Source organism: Geofilum rubicundum JCM 15548 (assembly GCF_000974365.1).
Lineage (GTDB): Bacteria > Bacteroidota > Bacteroidia > Bacteroidales > Marinilabiliaceae > Geofilum > Geofilum rubicundum.
In genome coordinates this window covers 25564-43862 of the sequence record NZ_BAZW01000035.1, presented here as the reverse complement: position 1 = coordinate 43862, position 18299 = coordinate 25564, and the positions used below count along the sequence as shown (strand labels likewise).

The 18299-nt window shown below is 48.0% G+C and carries 19 protein-coding genes and 1 pseudogene; 12 read left to right on the top strand and 8 right to left on the bottom strand.

Going from position 1 to position 18299, the window contains the following annotated elements:
* Positions 1-199: 199 nt before the first annotated feature.
* Entirely contained in the window at positions 200-1360 is a 1161-nt protein-coding gene (locus JCM15548_RS14030; protein ID WP_062126633.1) for a 1-acyl-sn-glycerol-3-phosphate acyltransferase, read from the bottom strand.
* A gap of 180 nt (positions 1361-1540) precedes the next feature.
* Positions 1541-1888, bottom strand: coding sequence for a carboxymuconolactone decarboxylase family protein (locus tag JCM15548_RS14025; protein ID WP_062126630.1), 348 nt, complete (start codon positions 1886-1888; stop codon positions 1541-1543).
* Between the two features lie 202 nt (positions 1889-2090).
* Between JCM15548_RS14025 and JCM15548_RS14020 the strand changes: the two genes are divergently transcribed.
* From JCM15548_RS14020 to JCM15548_RS24220, 4 genes are all read left to right on the top strand, one after another.
* The gene (locus JCM15548_RS14020; protein ID WP_062126627.1) at positions 2091-2930 is read left to right on the top strand and encodes a universal stress protein; all 840 of its coding nucleotides are present in this window, start codon (positions 2091-2093) and stop codon (positions 2928-2930) included.
* A 114-nt stretch (positions 2931-3044) separates the two neighbouring features.
* Positions 3045-3482, top strand: a complete 438-nt coding sequence (locus tag JCM15548_RS14015) for an SPOR domain-containing protein (protein WP_062126624.1) — start codon at positions 3045-3047, stop codon at positions 3480-3482.
* 88 nt (positions 3483-3570) lie between these two features.
* Positions 3571-4905 (top strand): amidophosphoribosyltransferase, encoded by a 1335-nt coding sequence (locus tag JCM15548_RS14010; RefSeq protein WP_227625839.1) that lies wholly within the window; start codon positions 3571-3573, stop codon positions 4903-4905.
* Positions 4842-5474, top strand: coding sequence for an amidophosphoribosyltransferase (locus JCM15548_RS24220; protein WP_227625838.1), 633 nt, complete (start codon positions 4842-4844; stop codon positions 5472-5474). Before JCM15548_RS14010 ends, JCM15548_RS24220 begins: the two co-directional genes overlap by 64 nt.
* Here JCM15548_RS24220 and JCM15548_RS25680 read toward each other — a convergent pair.
* The 6 genes and pseudogenes from JCM15548_RS25680 to glsA form a co-directional block, all read right to left on the bottom strand.
* A complete protein-coding gene (locus JCM15548_RS25680) occupies positions 5465-5965 on the bottom strand; it encodes a serine hydrolase (protein WP_369403707.1) in 501 nt (166 codons plus the stop codon). The two genes, JCM15548_RS24220 and JCM15548_RS25680, sit on opposite strands and share 10 nt — an antisense overlap.
* Complete coding sequence (locus JCM15548_RS25675) at positions 5962-6624, bottom strand: serine hydrolase domain-containing protein (protein ID WP_262487072.1); 663 nt, start codon at positions 6622-6624, stop codon at positions 5962-5964. Before JCM15548_RS25675 ends, JCM15548_RS25680 begins: the two co-directional genes overlap by 4 nt.
* Entirely contained in the window at positions 6599-6922 is a 324-nt protein-coding gene (locus JCM15548_RS24215; RefSeq protein ID WP_262487071.1) for an oxidoreductase dimerization domain-containing protein, read from the bottom strand. The genes JCM15548_RS25675 and JCM15548_RS24215 overlap by 26 nt, the downstream gene beginning before the upstream one ends.
* Positions 6923-7167: 245 nt before the next feature.
* A pseudogene (locus JCM15548_RS14000) lies at positions 7168-8118 on the bottom strand (FAD-dependent oxidoreductase); the annotation flags it as partial.
* Positions 8119-8299: 181 nt separating this feature from the next.
* Positions 8300-9250, bottom strand: a complete 951-nt coding sequence (gene glsB, locus JCM15548_RS13995) for a glycine N(alpha)-acyltransferase GlsB (RefSeq protein ID WP_062126622.1) — start codon at positions 9248-9250, stop codon at positions 8300-8302.
* Positions 9251-9278: 28 nt separating this feature from the next.
* On the bottom strand, positions 9279-10136 hold the full coding sequence (glsA, locus tag JCM15548_RS13990; RefSeq protein ID WP_227625837.1) for a lyso-glycine lipid O-acyltransferase GlsA: 858 nt from the start codon (positions 10134-10136) through the stop codon (positions 9279-9281).
* A 163-nt stretch (positions 10137-10299) separates the two neighbouring features.
* Here glsA and JCM15548_RS13985 point away from each other — a divergent pair, with 163 nt between their 5' ends.
* The 8 genes from JCM15548_RS13985 to murD are packed head-to-tail and all read left to right on the top strand — an operon-like array spanning position 10300 to position 18297.
* The gene (locus JCM15548_RS13985) at positions 10300-10755 is read left to right on the top strand and encodes a division/cell wall cluster transcriptional repressor MraZ (RefSeq protein ID WP_062126619.1); all 456 of its coding nucleotides are present in this window, start codon (positions 10300-10302) and stop codon (positions 10753-10755) included.
* Positions 10756-10791: 36 nt separating this feature from the next.
* A complete protein-coding gene (gene mraW / locus JCM15548_RS25670) occupies positions 10792-10950 on the top strand; it encodes a 16S rRNA (cytosine(1402)-N(4))-methyltransferase (protein ID WP_369403706.1) in 159 nt (52 codons plus the stop codon).
* The gene (rsmH, locus tag JCM15548_RS13980) at positions 10889-11701 is read left to right on the top strand and encodes a 16S rRNA (cytosine(1402)-N(4))-methyltransferase RsmH (RefSeq protein WP_369403705.1); all 813 of its coding nucleotides are present in this window, start codon (positions 10889-10891) and stop codon (positions 11699-11701) included. Before mraW ends, rsmH begins: the two co-directional genes overlap by 62 nt.
* The gene (locus JCM15548_RS13975; protein WP_062126615.1) at positions 11701-12081 is read left to right on the top strand and encodes an FtsL-like putative cell division protein; all 381 of its coding nucleotides are present in this window, start codon (positions 11701-11703) and stop codon (positions 12079-12081) included. Before rsmH ends, JCM15548_RS13975 begins: the two co-directional genes overlap by 1 nt.
* A 12-nt stretch (positions 12082-12093) precedes the next feature.
* Positions 12094-14205, top strand: a complete 2112-nt coding sequence (locus JCM15548_RS13970; protein ID WP_062126612.1) for a PASTA domain-containing penicillin-binding protein — start codon at positions 12094-12096, stop codon at positions 14203-14205.
* A gap of 34 nt (positions 14206-14239) precedes the next feature.
* Entirely contained in the window at positions 14240-15697 is a 1458-nt protein-coding gene (locus JCM15548_RS13965) for a UDP-N-acetylmuramoyl-L-alanyl-D-glutamate--2,6-diaminopimelate ligase (RefSeq protein WP_062126609.1), read from the top strand.
* 27 nt (positions 15698-15724) lie between these two features.
* On the top strand, positions 15725-16957 hold the full coding sequence (mraY, locus tag JCM15548_RS13960) for a phospho-N-acetylmuramoyl-pentapeptide-transferase (RefSeq protein WP_062126607.1): 1233 nt from the start codon (positions 15725-15727) through the stop codon (positions 16955-16957).
* A 5-nt stretch (positions 16958-16962) separates the two neighbouring features.
* A complete protein-coding gene (gene murD / locus JCM15548_RS13955) occupies positions 16963-18297 on the top strand; it encodes a UDP-N-acetylmuramoyl-L-alanine--D-glutamate ligase (RefSeq protein WP_062126604.1) in 1335 nt (444 codons plus the stop codon).
* Positions 18298-18299: the final 2 nt, after the last annotated feature.

Sequence of the window (18299 nt, the reverse complement as noted above, 5' to 3'; positions counted from 1 at the left end):
TGAAAAAGCCCGGTCTGAACCGGGCTTTTTTTATACTTCCTATTTAGTATTAATAGCTTGTTATTGTCTCGTAAATAACAGATTTTAAATATCTTGTACTTGCGGATGCTCAACTTGCTGAATATTATGAATTTAATTTACCCTATCAACCTATTACCCTATCGACCTAATAACCTAACAACCTAAAAACCTATTGCCCTTAAATCAATTCAGCATTGTACGACTTTTGATTGACCAGCGGATTGGCATACATCTCCATCAGTGTGGTAAAGATGAAATCATTATCACAATCGGTGAGTCTGCTAATGTGCTCCTGAATGTAATCCATAAATATCTTTTTGTCCTCTGAGGTGTAGTGCGACTGGTGATCTGTGCAGTTGTTGAGGATGTCCCAGGCAATGTAGTTGGCCGGCCAGAGTTTGTAATTCTGGTGTACGTGCTTGTCTATTAAGTCGGCCAGTGTCGAAAACTGGTCGTTTTTAACGGTGAGTGCATCAATGGGATTGAGTTCTTGTTGTAAGGGCTGGCCAAAGGCGAAGTGCACGCGACCTTTGCGTCCCCGCAGTCCGGTGCCCATGTGCATCAGATCGTCATCTTTCGTTTTTTGATAGTCGGGATCGTCGCGCTTTAGCTGAAACTCTCTGGCTTTGAGGTAATCGCAGGGGTCAAATTCGTAAGAAATGGACACCGGCACCAGTTTGAGTTCTTTGAAGTTTTCGGTCAGACTGTTTTCTCCGCTGATATTGAGCATTTTAAGCAGACTGATTTGCGTGCGGTCGTTGCCGTCTTTGGAGCGGCCTTCCCGCTGGGCAATCCAGATGCTGTGCTTCTTATCCGTCAGGGTGAAGCGAATGTACTGCGAAAGCAGACGGGAATTTTCCATCATCTGTTTCATGGGCAGATTGCGCTTAACGATAAAAGTACGGTTGAGCTTAACCAGATCGGTTATCCAGGGATAGATCAACAGATTGTCACCAATGGCAATTTCGGTGGTGTTGAACCCCTCTTCCACCAGCAATACATTGAGGATGGCCGGATCCAGCACGATGTCTCTGTGATTGGATATGAAAAGGTAGGATTCATTGGGATTGAGCTTGTCAAGTCCCTCAACCGTTACGCCGTTGGTGGTTTTTTTCAGAACATCTCTAACGTATGCTGAAATAACCTCTTCCTGAAACTGCCGGATGGAGGTCATGTGCATCAGTTTTTCCATGAACTGTTCAGGGGGAACCTGTGGGTACAGAAAACCCAGGAGTCTTAGAAAAAAAGCTTCATTTTTAAGACGATTGAATACTGTCTGAATCTCATGATCCTCGTATGGTCTGATAGATTCATAGTCCAATTGCTGTTCTTGCACCATTTCTTCTTTTGATGGTTTATGGCAAAATTACATCAAACAATTAAGTTTATGAAATTTATGACATTAATAAAAGGCGTTCGAAAGGTTAATGTTTTGAATCTCAGAGATGAATATTCAAGCCCCGGCCTTGGGTATTAAAAAAAGGCTGATGTTTTAATATTAGGTGCTGTTTGATAAGGATCAGGTGTTTTTCTGTAGTTCATCCCAGTATTCCATGGCCCGGCGGGTGTGCGGAATAACAATGGTTCCACCGACGATGTTGGCAACAGCAAAGACTTCAAGAACCTCTGGTGTGCTGATGCCCTGTTCATGGCATTTTTCCAGGTGGTATTTCACGCAATCGTCGCAGCGCAGGACCATGGAACTGACCAGTCCCAGCATTTCTTTGGTCCTTGTTGGCAGGGCCCCTTCGGCATAGGTGTTGGTGTCGAGGTTAAAGAGACGTTTGATCACCAGGTTGTCGGCCGAAAGAATGCGCTCGTTCATTTTTGACCGGTAAGCTCTGAATTCATTGATTTGATCACTCATGTTATCCTGTTTTTAGTCGTTTAATGCGGCTGCAAATTTAACAGATTATGGTGACAAACGATTATTTGGGTCATTTCTACAACTTTTTTATGAGCACGCCGTAAAAGTTATAAAATTTTAATGTTTTTTAAAGCATGCATAAAGCCTGAGTCGGCGTTTTGAAAAAAATGTCCGGTAGCCTTAACAAGTAAATTTTAACCACATGAAAAGAATTTTAGTCCCCGTCGATTTTTCGGAAGATGCCGTTTTCGCTGTTGATGTTGGTGTTCAGATAGCCAATTCATTAAAAGCCAAGTTGCGTTTGATGCATGTCAGAACAGGCAAAAAATACCATCCTGAATTTGCCAAAGACAACCCCCACTTTATTATTGATGATAAGGATACAGCTTATATGGAATATTTGGTGGACAGGGCCAGAGTTGCTTATAAGGTGGATAACGGCGAGGTGGATGCGAAGTTTCGGGAAGGTAATGTGGTCCGGGAAATTAAGAATCAGGCGCATTACGATGATTCGGTGATTATTGTTATTGGAACCCATGGAGTGTCAGGCTTTGAAGACCGTTGGATCGGCAGTAATGCGTACCGACTGGTGTCGCATGCACCCTGCCCGGTGCTGGCCGTTCGCAAGCAAATGACTTTTAATCATGAGCAGAAAATTTTATTGCCCATAGATACCGAGAAAGTGAGCCGGCGCATCGTTCCGCAGGTAGCCGGTTTTGCCAAGGTGTTAGATGCCAAGGTCTTGGTGGTTGGGATTACCAAAAGAACCAAGTGGGCCATCCCCGGACGAATCAATGCTTATGTGCACCAGGTGGAGCGTTTTTTGAAAAAGGCTGCTTTTATACCTTTTGATTCTGCCATTGTTGATGGTTCTGAAGGACCTCAGGAATTACTTGATTATGCGCATGCCAATGGGGCCACCGTCATTGCCTTGCCCGTTAAAAAGACGCTGAATCCTTTTGAAAGTGTGTTTTTTCCGTTCGCCAATGAGTTGTTGAACATGTCTGATTTGCCCATTTTGGCTGTTCCTGAGCATGAATAAAAAGGCATGATTTTGGTAGGGGCTTTTGTGCCTGATATTTTTGGATAGGGATTAAAATCTAATAAAAATCACTATTTTTGCATCAGGATTTTTCAGGAAGTTAAAAGCCAAAACATGAGATTTTTATTTCTTTTGATGTTTGTGTTGGGGACGGTAAGCGTCAGCGGACAGTCTGATTTGTTTGATAAGGTGACATCGCGCAGTATGGGCGAGGGACAGGTGAACATCAAACAATCGCCGGCCATCGAAAAACTGATGACGGATTTTGTGCGTTCCAACAAATCCAGTTCAGGTGTTGAGGGCTATCGCATTCAGCTTTATTCCGGCACCGGAAATAATACGAAACAGGAAGCACAGGATGTGCGGACCAAGTTGTTGAGTCTTTTCCCCAACGAAAATGTTTTTGTGGAGTACAATGCGCCTTTTATGCGCGTGAGAGTCGGGGCCTTTCGCCATAAACATGAGGCCTTACCCTTGCTCTCGAAACTAAAAACAAGCTTTCCCTCCTGCTATATTGTGCGGGATGCATCCATATCATTCAGAGAGTTTTAAGCAAGGCCCATCTCTAACAAGGATGGGCTTTTGCCTTTAGGAGAGGTTCAGCCCTTATTTTTTTTCATCGAAGCGTCAGTTTATTATTATGAGTGATCAGGTTAAACACGAGTGTGGCATTGTTTTGATAAGGCTTTTGAAGCCTTTGGAATACTATAAGCAGAAATATGGAACCTGGCGATATGGTTTGAATAAACTCTATTTGCTAATGGAGAAACAACACAACCGGGGACAGGATGGCGCCGGGGTTGTTAATCTAAAAATAGATCAGCCGGTGGGTAAAAAATACCTTTTCAGAGAGCGGTCCAATCTGGACAATCCCATTCAGGATGTCTTTGCCAGAATTTTTAAGCACTTTGAATACGATGACGATCACAACCATGAGCAGTTTTGTGATTCGGAGTGGGCCAAAGGGCATTTGCCCTTTGCCGGTGAGCTCTATTTGGGACACTTGCGCTATGGTACCTTCGGCAATGACTCTCTGGATTACGTGCATCCGGTGATGCGCGAGAACAATTGGCGGTCGCGCAACCTGGTGCTGGCAGGTAATTTTAACCTGACCAACACCGATGAAATATACGATGCTCTGGTGGAATTGGGACAGCATCCGAAAGATTATTCAGATACGGTTTCCATTCTTGAAAATGTGGGACATTTTCTGGATGAAGAGAACCAGCTTTTGTTCCGTCAGTTTAAGAACGAAGGTTTTAAAAACCGTGAAATTTCATCCTTTATTGAACGTGATCTGGATGTCCAAAAAATTCTGGAGCGCTCCAGCAAAAAGTGGGATGGCGGTTATGTGATTGCCGGTCTGTTTGGGCACGGCGATGCTTTTGTAGCCCGCGATCCCAATGGTATTCGTCCGGCTTCCTATTATTATGACGATGAGATTGTCGTGGTTGCTTCGGAGCGTCCGGTGATTCAAACGGCCCTGAATGTTCGGGCTTGTCAGGTGCAGGAGCTCAAGCCGGGCCATGCCCTGATTATCAAAAAGGATGGCCGCATCTCTGAAGAAATGGTGAACGTGCCGCATGAACGTCGTTCCTGTTCTTTTGAGCGGATTTATTTTTCGAGGGGCAGTGACAAGTCCATTTATCTGGAGCGTAAAGAACTGGGTCGCTTGCTGGCCCCTAAGGTGCTGGAGATGGTGGATCACAACTTGAAGGATACCGTTTTCTCCTACATTCCGAATACCGCTGAAACGGCCTTTTATGGTATGATTGAGGGCGTACGCAGTTATTTGGTTAACTGGCGCCTGCAGCAGGTGAGAGCATGGGGCCTGAGCCGGATGCCCAAAGACTGGAAGAGGTGCTGTCGCTGGAGCCGAGGGTGGAAAAAATTGCCATTAAGGACGTTAAGATGCGTACTTTTATTACGGCCGATACCTCCCGGGACGACATGGTGGCCCACGTATATGATGTGACCTATGGCATTGTCAAAAACCAGGTGGATACCCTGGTCATTATTGATGATTCCATTGTGCGCGGAACAACTTTGAAGAAAAGCATTCTGAAGATTCTGGACCGTCTGCATCCCAAAAAGATCATCATCGTTTCTTCTGCGCCGCAAATCAGGTATCCCGACTGCTACGGTATTGACATGGCTAAGCTGGGCGATTTTTGTGCTTTTTCTGCGGCCATTGAATTGTTGAAGGACCATGGCAAGGCGGACCTTATTGATGAGGTGTACCAAAAATGCAAGTCACAGCGCAATTTGCCCAAGGAGGAAATGGTCAATTATGTGAAAGACATTTACCGCCCCTTTACGGATGAGCAGGTGTCGGTCAAAATTGCCGAAATGCTTAAGCCTGAGGGTATTGATGCGGAGGTTGAAATCGTTTATCAGACGGTGGACAATTTGCACGTGGCTTGTCCCAACGACAACGGCGACTGGTATTTTACGGGGAATTATCCCACCCCTGGCGGTAACAAAGTGGTTAATACGGCCTTTATTAATTTTGTAGAGGGACGTAACGAACGGGCCTATTGCTGATCCAGTAGGTCCCGGCCCATGTTTACCCAGGTATAGGCATCCGTGGGGTGCTCTCCGATACGGGTATCGCTGCGTAAATGCCCGAGCCTTACAATGACGGCCTTTTGCGAGGGGATGATGAAGATGTATTGTCCCAATATGCCCCGGGCATAGGGGATGATTTCCTGCTGGTGGTCCATGAGCCACCATTGATAGCCGTAATAGGTGACGGACTTGCCTTTGCTGTCTTTTAGATGGGTGGCCGGATGAGTCGCGGCTTCAAGGTATTCTTCGGAAATCAGTTGCCTGCCTTTCCAATGGCCTTTATTCAGCACGAGCTGTCCCAGGCGCGCGAAGTCGCGCGCATGACTGTTGAAGCAGCAGTAGGCTTTCTCCATACCGTTTTTTCTATCCAATGACCAAAGGGCTTCTGTTTCGGCACCCATCGGCTGCCATAGTTTTTCAGCGGCATAGTCCGAAAGGGTTTGGCCGGTCACTCTGGTCAATATCAGTGCCAGTAACTGGGTGTCACCGCTTCGGTAACTGAAAGTCTCTCCCGCGTCTCTGCCATTTGTACCTCTTTCATCAAACTGGGCAGGTTGTTGCCATAATAGGCTTTGGTGGTAATGGAAAAGGCCGTGCTGTAGGCTTCGTCCCAGTTGCTTCCCGAACTCATGGTCAACAGGTGCTTTAGCTTTAATCCTTTATGATGAAGGTTGGGATAGTCGGGCAGCAACGCATCGACAGACTGATCCACACTTTTAATGAAGCCATCGTCCATGGCACAGCCAATTAACAGGCTCACAATGCTTTTGGCAGCTGAAAAGGAGTTGCTGATGTCGGTGCGCTTTACTCCATCGGCGTAGTATTCAAACAGGATGGAATCGTTTTGGACGACCAGAAAGGCGGTGGTTTGCATGAGGGCCAGTGAATCCAGTTGTACGGCCTCAGGTCTTATCTGGTTATAACGGGACGATGCCGGCCAGGGCTGCGGCTGGCCGGTTTCAACTGTTCTGTTGGGAAATATTTGATGGTCGTGAATGCCCGGCAGCTGATGAATAAGGGCTTTTTTAAGAAAAGCCGGCGTCAGTACCCATGCCAGTCCGGTGATCAAAAGAAGCACCAGAACGATGCCTTGCCATTTTTTAAATCTCGATTTTGGGTGCGCCATCGTTGGTGGGTTTATCTTCAGGTTTCCATTCCCGGATATAGATGTCATCGGGGAAGGCCACTGGTTTGTAAATGGACCGTCCGCCTATTGTCCTCAAACACTCCTGTATGCCTTCTGAAACGCTTGGGTGTGGATAGAAAATCTTGAGTACTTCGCGCAGACTGTTGCCCTGATTGATGAGGTGCGCCACAGACACGATGTAGGCAGAGGCTTGCGGGCCTGAGGCCCGCATGCCCAGAATGCGTTGGGTGTCGTCGTTGCTGACCAGTATTTTGATAAAGCCGGTGGTGCTGCGCATGGCAATGGCCCGGTTGATGAGTTTGTTGGAATAATAGCTGCCCTATAGGGAATGCCCTGTTTCTGCAGAGATTTTTCGTTGGCGCCGACGGCCGCTACTTCCGGCTTAAAAAACATCAGGGTGCTCATGTGCGAATAATCCAGCGGATATCCCGCTTTCCCCACCATTTTTTCGACGGCCTTTCTTCCTTGCAATTCGGCCACGCTGTAAAGTTGTGAATGGCCTGAAACATCTCCTGCGGCATATATATGAGACGGTTTTCCATTGATCATCACCTGGCAGTTGTCATTGATGGTGAGTGTGCCCCGCTCAGTGGGTTGCAGTCCGGCATTCTGCGGTTGGAGCGATTCCAGATGGCTGACCCGGCCGATGGAAATGAGGGCCACGTCCACTTCCAATACTTTACTGTGTCCATCGTCATAATCAAGAATGACTTCGAGGTGGCCGGGGTGTTTTTTGACGGTTCTTAACTGGGCCGTGTGATGAATGGTTACCCCGTTAATCGCCAGGTTGTCGGCCACGTAGTCGCTGACATCATCATCCTCATAGGGAAGTACCCGGTTGGAGCGGTCCAGGAGGTGCACTTCGGTTTGCTTAAAGTTGGAGAAGATGGTGGCGAACTCACAACCAATGATGCCTGAGCCGATAATGAGGATTCTTTCCGGGAACTGCTTGAGGGCCAGTACGCCGTTGGAGTCAATGATTCTTTGTCCATCCACCTCCAATCCGGGATATTCCCGGGGTTTGGAGCCTGTGGCGATGAGAAAATTGGTACCGGTGACCACCTCTTCTTTTTCGTCCGATACCACCCGCATCGATCGGTTGTTGATGAAGGAGGCCATGCCCTGCATCAGCGTGATGCCGCCTTTGAGGTCTTTGGAGCGGGCAAAGGTTTCGATCTGACTGCGCATCTGGTATTGCTTCTCTTTGGCGGCTTGCATAACGGTGTTGAGCACTTTTTTGTAATCCACAGAGAGCCCGCTGGCCCGATAACCCCGGTCTACCCGCGCGGCGATGGAGTAATCGAGCGATAATTCATACATGGTTTTAGAGGTCAGTGCCCCGTTCATGATGCCGGCCCCGCCCAGGTGGGAGCCTTCTATCAAACAGACTTTCATGCCAAAATCGACGCCGCGCACGGCGGCTGAGAAACCGGCAGGTCCGCTGCCTACTATCACCAGATCAAAATGCTTCATATTATGGTCGATGCGCTTTTTATGAAAAAACATATTAGAAAGGCCTTTCCGGCCTACTAATGGAACAAGCTTTGTCTAAGATGGTTTTGTTAATTCTTAAAAGTAAGGAAAAAACAACAAAGCCGCATGGGAGAATTCTTCTTTTTCCATGCGGCTTTTTGTTTTATTGAATTTTGTCCGATTAATCGTGTGGATCGTTGCGGTTGTAACTGTCCACGTGCCGGTTGATTTTGGCTTCATAAAGCTCCTTGATGGTAATGATGATACCCGTTTCCTCTACGCCGCCAAATCCGTCGTTCACCGCCGTTCCAAAAGTCTTCATGGAAGGGGACAGGTTCATGTAGGCGTTGATCAGCGGAGGGATGTTTTCGCCCAGTTCCCGGACTTTCTTGCTCAATATCTTGTAGTCATCGGCGTACGACTGACCGCCAAATAATTCTGCCACGACTTCGGGCCGAATGGTGGATTCGACCGGGTTCTTAGGGTACACCAGATTGTTCTTGTCCCGGAAATAAATGCCCATAAATGAGCGGATTAAATCGCGGGCTTCCTGGTTCGACTGGGTGTACATGGTTACTTTGCCAAAAAAGTATTTCATGTGGGGGTTGTTGACCATCAATGAACCCAGTCCGTCCCACAGGTTGTCGAGGGCAAACAGACTTTTGGAGCCCATCTTGCTCGACTGGTAATGGGGTTGTACAAAGGATCGGCCCAACTCTATGGTGTAGGGCAGATAGTTCTCGATGAAATCCTCTGAGAAATGAAACATTTTGGCGGTGGCTATTTCAATTTCTCCTTTGGCATTGGTGTGCAGCTGGTCGCCCATGATGTAACGATAGCCGCCAAGTATTTCTTTTTCGGAAGGATCCCATACAATTAGTTGGCGATAAGGAACCTCACTCGTGTCGTAACTGTCGAGGTCAATCTCTTTACCTGTACCGCCGCCGGCAGCTCTGAAAGTCAGCTCCCTTAAACGTCCTACTTCTTTCAAAAGATGGGGGGCTTGATGGGCTGCAAAGTCATAGATGCGGTTGTCCCCTTTGTTGGTCTTTCTTACAAATATCTCTTTTGTAAGTTCTGCCTCCAGTATGTGAGTAGGCACAGGGGAAATTACTGGTTTGATGGATTCCATTAAATTCAAAATTTATTTTGATACAAAATTAGTCGTTTTTCGCTAAGGCATATACCATTTCTTTTATTTTTTCGGCCGATTTGGCTGCATCCTTTTCATTTTTAAGGGATTGCCAGGGGACGGGCTGACCGTAGCGAATGGTGAGGTTTTCCCCTTTTTGTTTAAACATTTCATCAGCCAGATAAAGCATTTCTATGTTGGCTTTAATCCCCAGGCGTTTGCGCCATTTGGCCAAATTGTAGAAGAAAGGGGTGTTGTGACCCGAAATATGGACGGGCACAACGTCTCGCTGGTGCTGAATGGCCTTTTTGATGAAATTTCTTTTCCATTCCAGGTCTTTGATAATGCCGCCTTGTTGTTTACGGCTGACCAGTCCCGCCGGGAAAAATAAAATTTGGGCATCGCTCTGGTAGGTTTCTTCCAATACCCTGGCAGCCTCACGGGAGTGGCCACCATGCTTATTGACCGGCAAAAAGATGTTGTTGAGGCCCTTGATGTGCATGAGGATGTCGTTCACCGGAAATTTGATATTGGGAAATCTTTGGCCGGTGGCAGTTAAAAAAGCAATGCCATCCATGCCGCCCAAGGGGTGGTTGGAGGCAAACAGATAGCGGCCATCTTCCGGAATGTTTTCAAGGCCGATGGTGTTAAATTTTACGCCAAAATCATCCAGAATGGCCTGTGAAAAAGGAAGTCCCTTAATGTGGTTGTTTTGTGTAATGATCCGGTTTACGCCATCCTGATGGGTAATCCTTTTCAGATAACGGATGATGAAACCGGGAATTGTTTTTAACAATGCGGGGTTTTTGTTGGCAAAAACCTGCTCTATATCAATGAGTAACTCTTCTCCCTCTTTCGGGTTTCTTATCGTTGTTTGGCTCGTCACTGGAATACTTATTTAAAAATACTTCTCTAAAGAGAGTCCAATGATACGAAAAAATCGGGCAAATGGTTTCGGGTGCCTAAAAAAAGCTAAAATAAAGTGGGGTAAAGTGGTTGATTGTGGGATAAAAATATCATACCTTTACGGGTAAAAGTGTAAAATTGTAATGGTCACATTTATAGGCGATTTTGAATGTAAAGCCGATGCGAAAGGTCGCATAGTGCTTCCTGCTGCCTTTAAAAAATCAGTGGGACAGGAGGAATGGCGTTTTGTGGTGCGAAAGGATTTATTTGAAAAATGTCTGGTGTTGTACCCCTATGCCTATTGGGAGGAAGAATTGGTGAATTTACGACAAAAGCTGAATCCCTACAAACGTGAACACAAACAATTTTTGCGCGATTTTTTCAGGGCTTCGGCTGAAATCAGTCTGGATGGTAACGGCCGCTTTTTAATTCCCCGGCGCTTGATGGATCAGGTGGAGGCCAACCGGGAGGTCATGCTGGTCGGGGTGGACCGATATATTGAGCTTTGGTCGCGCGAGGTTTATTTGACCATGTCTGATAATCCGGATGTTTTGGCCGGACAGGCTGAAGCCTTGCTGGGTAACCCGAAGACCGATTAAACCGTTTTTTCCATTTTTGAACGAAATCCCATTTTGATGAACGCCACCTATCACACACCGGTACTTTTGCAACCTTGTATGGAGGGCTTGAATATAAAGCCCGATGGCACTTATTGTGATTTAACTTTTGGGGGTGGCGGACATAGCAGAGCCATTCTTGAAAAATTGGGTCCCGAGTCGATTGATTGTTTTTGATCAGGATGAGGATGCCTGGGATAACAGGATTGAGGACAGCCGGGTCACTTTTGTCCGTCACAATTTCCGGTATTTGTATCAGTTTGCTAAATATTTGGATGCGACGCCTCTGGATGGTATTTTAGCAGACCTTGGGGTGTCGTCGCACCATTTTGATTCGCCGGACAGGGGCTTTTCTTTTCGCTTTGAAGGGGATCTGGACATGCGTATGAACCGGCAGACTGGTATTACAGCGGCCGAGGTGCTTAATAGCTACAGTGAGGAAGATTTGATACGGATTTTTAAATTGTATGGGGAGATTTCTTCGGCCCGGCGACTGGTGAACGAAATTGCCGGTTTTAGAGGGGCTAAGCCTTTTGAAACAACCAGTGAGCTGAAAGATTTAGCGGCAAAGCTGGCACCCCGCAAGGACGCCGCGCGTTTTATGGGACAGGTCTTTCAGGCCTTACGCATTGAGGTAAATGGTGAGATGGAGGTCTTGCGGGAAATGCTCAGGCATACCGTGGAAGTCTTGAAACCAGGTGGGCGTCTGGTAATCATGTCGTACCACTCGCTGGAAGACCGACTGGTGAAGAATTTTTTCAGAACCGGAGATATGGATCAGTCGGAAGTGGAAAGGGATATTTATGGCCACGCCTCGGTGCCTTTTGAATTGATTACCCGGAAGGTGATCGTGCCTTCGGAAGAAGAGATAGAAAAGAACCCCCGGGCCCGGAGTGCCAAATTGCGGATTGCTCAAAAGACAGAATAATGTGGAAGCGTAGTAAAAGATATAAGGATTTTGAATCGGGCCAAGAGGTCATACAGGACATTAAGGGCTATACCTTTAAGGACTTCATCAATGGCGAGTTTTTTAGCAGCAGTTCCATTTCACGCCAATGGCCTTATTTTTTGTTTCTGGTTATTTTGGCTTTTATTTATATCAACAATCATTATTCGGTTGAAAAGTTGTTGAAAGAGCAGGTGGCTTTGAACCGTGAATTAAAGGATCTTAAATATGAGGCCATTACCACTTCTTCGGAATTGATGCAAATGAGTCGCCAATCAGAGGTCGTGTCCAGAGTAAATGATGCCGGACTGGGGCTGGAAGTGCTTAAAACACCCCCCAGAATATTGAAAACCAAAAAATAGAGGAGAGATAATATGACCATTAAAAAAAGCATCATGTTCAGGGTGGGGGTTGTGTACCTTTTTTTCCTGGGGCTTGCTTTGTGGTTATTGGTTGAATTGTTGTCACTGAAACTTTTCAATTCTGAAAAGTGGAAGTCGATGGCGCGTGAGGTAGAGCGTAGCGAGAATGTGGTGGAGCCCAACCGGGGGGATATCCTGGATGTTCATGGTATGAAGCTGGCCTGTTCGGTTCCCAATTACCGTTTGTACATGGATTTGTTGGCCGAAGGGTTAACCGATGCCAAATTTAATGCCCATATTGATTCGTTGTCGATACAGCTTTCGCGCTTTTTCAGAGATAAAAGCGCTGCGGCCTATAAGCGGGATTTGCGGGTGGCGCGACAAAAGGGGCGTCGCTATTACATGGTGCATCCGCGTCGCATTTCCTATACCGAATTACAAATAGTGAACCATTTTCCGCTGTTTAGGGAGGGACCCAATAAGGGCGGGTTTATTCCGGAACAGTACGACCAGCGTAAACAGCCTTTTGGTTCGCTGGCTTCCCGCACCATCGGGAAACTTTATGGTGAAAGTTCCAAGGGTGGCATGGTGGGCCTGGAGAGGGCCTATGATGATGTGCTGCGGGGAACGCCCGGTACCAGTGTGATGAAACGCATTTCGGGCAGATGGGTGCCGGAGGTTGTGACTCCCCCTGTGGATGGTCTGGATGTGGTAACCGCTTTGGATATTGGTATTCAGGATGTGGCTGAACACGCCTTGCGCACACAGTTGGCCTTGCACAACGCCCAGCATGGGGTGGCTATTTTAATGGAGGTGGAGACCGGTGCCATTAAGGCGCTGGTCAATTTGCACCGCCAACGACCCGGGGTGTACATCGAGGATTATTTCAATTATGCCATCGGGGAATCCACGGAGCCGGGATCTACTTTTAAACTGGCCACCTTAATGGCTGCTTTGGAAGACGGCGTGGTGCGGATTGGCGATTCCATTGATACCGGGAATGGTGCCTACCGGTACTTCGACCGGATTATGCGGGACAGCCATCATGGTGGTTACGGAATGCTCAGTGTCGGAGAGGTTTTTGAAAAATCTTCCAATATCGGTATCTCCCGTATTATTTATGATAATTATAAGGACAATCCCAGGCGCTTTGTTGACCGGCTGTATAATATGGGATTGAACAAACAATTAGGGATTGAGATAAAAGGGGAGGGACGCCCCGTGATCAAATATCCGGGCGATAATTCCTGGTCGGGCGTCACTCTGCCATGGATGTCCATTGGTTACGAGGTGCAGATGACGCCCCTACAAACCCTTTCTTTTTACAATGCTGTGGCCAATAAAGGCCAAATGGTAAAGCCCATGTTTGCCAAAGGCTTGAGCCGGCATGGGAAAATGGTGGAGCGTTTTGCGCCGGTGGTATTGAATTCTTCCATAGCTTCGCGTGAAACCATTGAAACAGCCCATCAATTGCTGGTCGGTGTGGTGGAGCGGGGCACGGCTCGTAACATTCGAAACAGCAATTATTCCATTGCCGGAAAAACGGGTACCGCTCAGGTGGCCAAAGGGTCACAGGGTTATAAAAGTGGTGGTGTGGAGTACCAGGCTTCTTTTGTGGGTTACTTTCCGGCCGATCGCCCCCGGTATTCTTGTATAGTAGTGGTGACGGCCCCCTCTAACAATGTTTATTATGGAAACGTGGTAGCCGGCTCTGTGTTTCGGGAAATTGCGGACAGGGTGTATGCCACGGGTTTTGACTTTGTGGAGAAGGCCGAATGGGAAAGGGCCGAGAATTATGGGGTTTTCCCCTATTCGAAAGGTGGACCGATGGGCGACCTGGTCACTGTTTTTGAAGAACTGAATTACCCGGTGTATGAACGTCATCCCATCAACGATTGGGTGTCGACACTGGCTTCTGATACAGGGGTGGTCTTTCGGCCCAAACCGATACCTGTGGGTTTGGTCCCTGCCGTTATTGGCATGGGCGCTAAAGATGCGGTGGCTGTTCTGGAGAATATTGGCTTAAAAGTTCATCTACAGGGGGTGGGACGCGTTGTTTCCCAGTCGCAACAGGCCGGAAGTGCCGTTCGCAAGGGAAGTACTATTTTTATTAGATTGGGTTAATCATGCCCCGCATAGGGGGCAAAAACTAGGATATATGAAGCAGCTAAATGAATATTTAAAGGATCTGGATGTCTTGGAGATGGTTGGAACGGGAGATCCGGAGATCTCAGCCCTGACATTTGATTCGCGACAGGCTGCTGATGGATTTATTTTTGTGGCCATGCGCGGTACGAAGGTCGATGGGCATACTTTTATTCCCAAAGCAATCGCTGCCGGTTGCCAGGTGGTGGTGTGTGAAGAAATCCCTGTCGAAACACCGGATGGGGTGATCTATATTCGGGTGGCGGATACCGCCAGGTCCCTCGGCTGGTTGGCTGCCTGTCACTACGACTATCCGTCGCAGCAACTCCAATTGGTGGGCGTCACGGGCACCAATGGTAAAACCACTATTGTCACCTTGCTGTACCGATTGGCTGGTGAATTGGGGTATAAGTCAGGATTGTGCTCTACGGTGGCCAATTTCGTGGATCAAACGGTTATAGCTGCTACCCATACAACGCCTGATGCCTTAACCCTTCAGGGTATGCTCCGGCAAATGGTGGATGCCGGTTGTGGTTATTGTTTCATGGAGGTCAGCTCTCACGCGGTGGTGCAAAACCGTATTGCGGGTCTTCGGTTTGCCGGTGGTGTTTTTACCAATATCACGCATGATCATCTGGACTACCACCTGACCTTTGATGCTTATCTGAAGGCTAAAAAGGGCTTCTTTGATGGTCTTGAAAAAGACGCATTTGCTCTGGCCAATGCCGACGATAAAAACGGTTCGGTGATGTTGCAGAATTGCAAAGCGGTTCACAAAACTTTTTCTTTGCGTGAGATGGCGGATTACCGTGTGCGGGTCATTGAAAGTCTCTTTGAAGGCATGCATCTCGAAATCAATGGTAAGGAGCTTTGGACCCCGTTTATCGGCCGCTTTAATGCGGCCAATCTGGTGGCCGTTTATGGGGCTGCTTTGCTGTTGAATTGGGATCAGGAGGAGGTGCTGACGGCTCTGAGTAAATTGTTGCCGGTGGACGGGCGCTTTGAAACCATTCGTTCACGTACCGGCATTACGGCCGTGGTGGATTATGCGCATACCCCCGATGCCTTGCAAAATGTGCTGGAGGCTTTGAACCAGATTCGGCAAGCACAGAATGATCTGATTACCGTTGTGGGAACGGGCGGCGACCGGGATCCTTTCAAGCGGCCCATTATGGCTGCAGAGGCTGTGAAGAGCAGTACCAAGGTTATTTTGACATCTGATAATCCGCGCAGTGAGGATCCGGAGACCATAATCGGCCAGATGATGGAAGGGGTGGATTTTAAAGACCGGATAAAGGTTATTTCCATTACCAATAGGAGAGAAGCCATACGAACGGCCTGTTCCATGGCCAAAAAGGGGGATGTTATTTTGGTAGCCGGCAAAGGCCATGAAACCTACCAGGAGGTGAAGGGGGTTCGGTCTCATTTTGATGACCGGGAGATTATCCGGGAATTTTTTGAGCAATTGTAAGCCTAAATATTTACTAAAACCAGGGACATGTTATTTTATCTCTACGAGTATCTTCAATCCATTAATTTTCCCGGCGTAGGGATGTTTCAGTACATTACTTTTCGTTCGGGCATGGCAGTGATTTTTTCATTGCTGATGGCCACTTTTATCGGAAAACGGGTCATCAAGATGCTTCAGAAACAGCAGATTGGCGAAGTAGTGCGCGATTTGGGTCTGGAAGGCCAATACCAGAAAAAGGGAACGCCCACCATGGGGGGACTGATCATCATTGTTTCCATTCTGGTTCCGGTGTTGTTGTTTGGGCGACTCAATAACGTGTATGTTATTCTGATGCTTGTGACGACGGTCTGGCTGGGGATTATCGGATTCCTGGATGATTATATCAAGGTGTTTAAAAAGAATAAGGAGGGACTGGCCGGACGCTTTAAAATTATTGGTCAGGTGGGCCTCGGCATTATTGTTGCTTTAACGCTCTATTTTAATGACGATGTGGTGGCGCGGATAAAAACGCCTGTGCCCGACCAGTATGTGGAGGCGGCGGATGGTGCTGTTACGCAGGCCATGGCTGTGGAAACGATTAAAGCTCCGGTGACCAATGTGCCTTTTTTTAAGAATAACCGGATTGATTATACCTCACTGGTGGGATTTTTAGGAGATAAGGCCGCCTCATGGGGCTGGCTGGTCTTTGCGCTGGTGGTGATATTTATTATTACGGCGGTGTCGAACGGGGCCAACATGACCGATGGGCTGGATGGCTTGGCCACGGGGGTTTCCTCCATCATTGGGGTGACCCTGGGAATATTTGCGTACTTGTCGGGCCACGCCATATACGCCGACTATCTAAACATCATGTTTATCCCGCACTCTCAGGAGCTGGTGGTGTTTATGAGTGCCTTTATCGGGGCTGGCATCGGGTTCTTGTGGTACAATTCTTTCCCGGCCCAGGTGTTTATGGGGGATACGGGTAGTTTGACCCTGGGCGGCATCATTGCGGTATTTGCCATTTTGGTGCGTATTGAGTTGTTGATTCCCATTCTTTGTGGCGTCTTTTTGGTAGAGAATGTCTCGGTGATGATTCAGGTGGGCTGGTTCAAATACACCAAACGAAGGTATGGTGAGGGCAGGCGGGTGTTCAAAATGGCGCCCTTGCACCACCACTATCAGATGAAGGGCTACACCGAATCAAAAATTGTGACGCGCTTCTGGATTGTGAGCATTATTCTGGCCGTGTTAACCATTGTTACTTTGAAAATTCGTTAAGCGATATGCAAAAGGAGTTGGTGATATTAGGTGCCGGTGAAAGTGGGGTGGGGGCAGCGCTTTTGGCTCGGGCCAAGGGAATTCCGGTTTTTGTGTCGGACAATGGCCCGATTGCCCCGCGTTTTAAAGAGGAGCTGGCCAGCGGTCAAATTCCTTTTGAGGAGGGTGGACATACCCAAAGCCGTGTGTTGCAGGCCGGAGAAGTCGTTAAAAGTCCGGGCATTCCCGATACTGCGCCATTGATTCAAGCCCTTGAGGCGGCCGGTATACCTGTTATTTCGGACATTGAACTGGCCGGACGTTATACCCGGGCCCATATTATTGGCATTACCGGCAGCAATGGCAAAACAACCACGACCTTGTGGTTACACCATGTGTTAATGGGGGCCGGAATGGATGCCGTCTTGTCGGGCAACGTGGGTGTGAGTCCCTGCCGCGAGCTGGCCCGGCGTGATCCGGCCATTTTTGTCATGGAACTGAGCAGTTTTCAGCTCGACCGGATGTATCAATTTAAGGTGGATACGGCCATTATTACCAATATCACCCCTGACCATTTGGACAGGTACCATTATCAATTTGAGAATTATGTGCAGGCGAAGCTGCGCATTTTGCAAAATCAGGATGCCAAAGGTGCTTTTATCTGGTGGCAGGAAGATCCTGTTCTGAATGAATTTTTGAAACCCAATATCACGCCTGCACGCTCCCTGTCTTTTTCGAAGAACAGGGTGGCAGCGGCTTATGTGGAAGGGGGACAGTTGGTGGCGACTTCAGGGGCAAACACCTTAAGGATGCCGGTGGAGGACCTGGCATTGCAGGGCCAGCATAATTTATACAATGCCATGGCGGTTGCGCTGGCGGCTCTGACGGCCGGGGCCCCCGTGGAGGCCATTGTGGATGGTCTGAGCTCCTTCAAGGGGGTGGCGCATCGTTTGGAGCATTGCGGCGAGGTGGACGGGGTGCTCTACATAAATGATTCCAAGGCGACGAATGTTGATTCAACCTGGTATGCTCTGGAAAGCATGACGCGACCGGTTATCTGGATTGCAGGGGGGACCGACAAGGGCAATGAATATGAGGCGCTGCATCCATTGGTCACTGAAAAAGTGAAGGCACTGATTTGCATGGGGGTGGATAATGAAAAATTAATTAAGGCCTTTAGCGGACTGGTGCCGGAGGTGGAAAGCACGGCAAGTATGGAGGCTGCGCTGGGCGCAGCCCGGCGACTGGCTTCACCGGGAGATGTGGTTTTGCTGTCGCCGGCTTGTGCCAGTTTTGACCTGTTTAAGAATTACGAACACCGGGGTGATCTGTTTCGGCAGATGGTTTCGGTAACAGATTGATT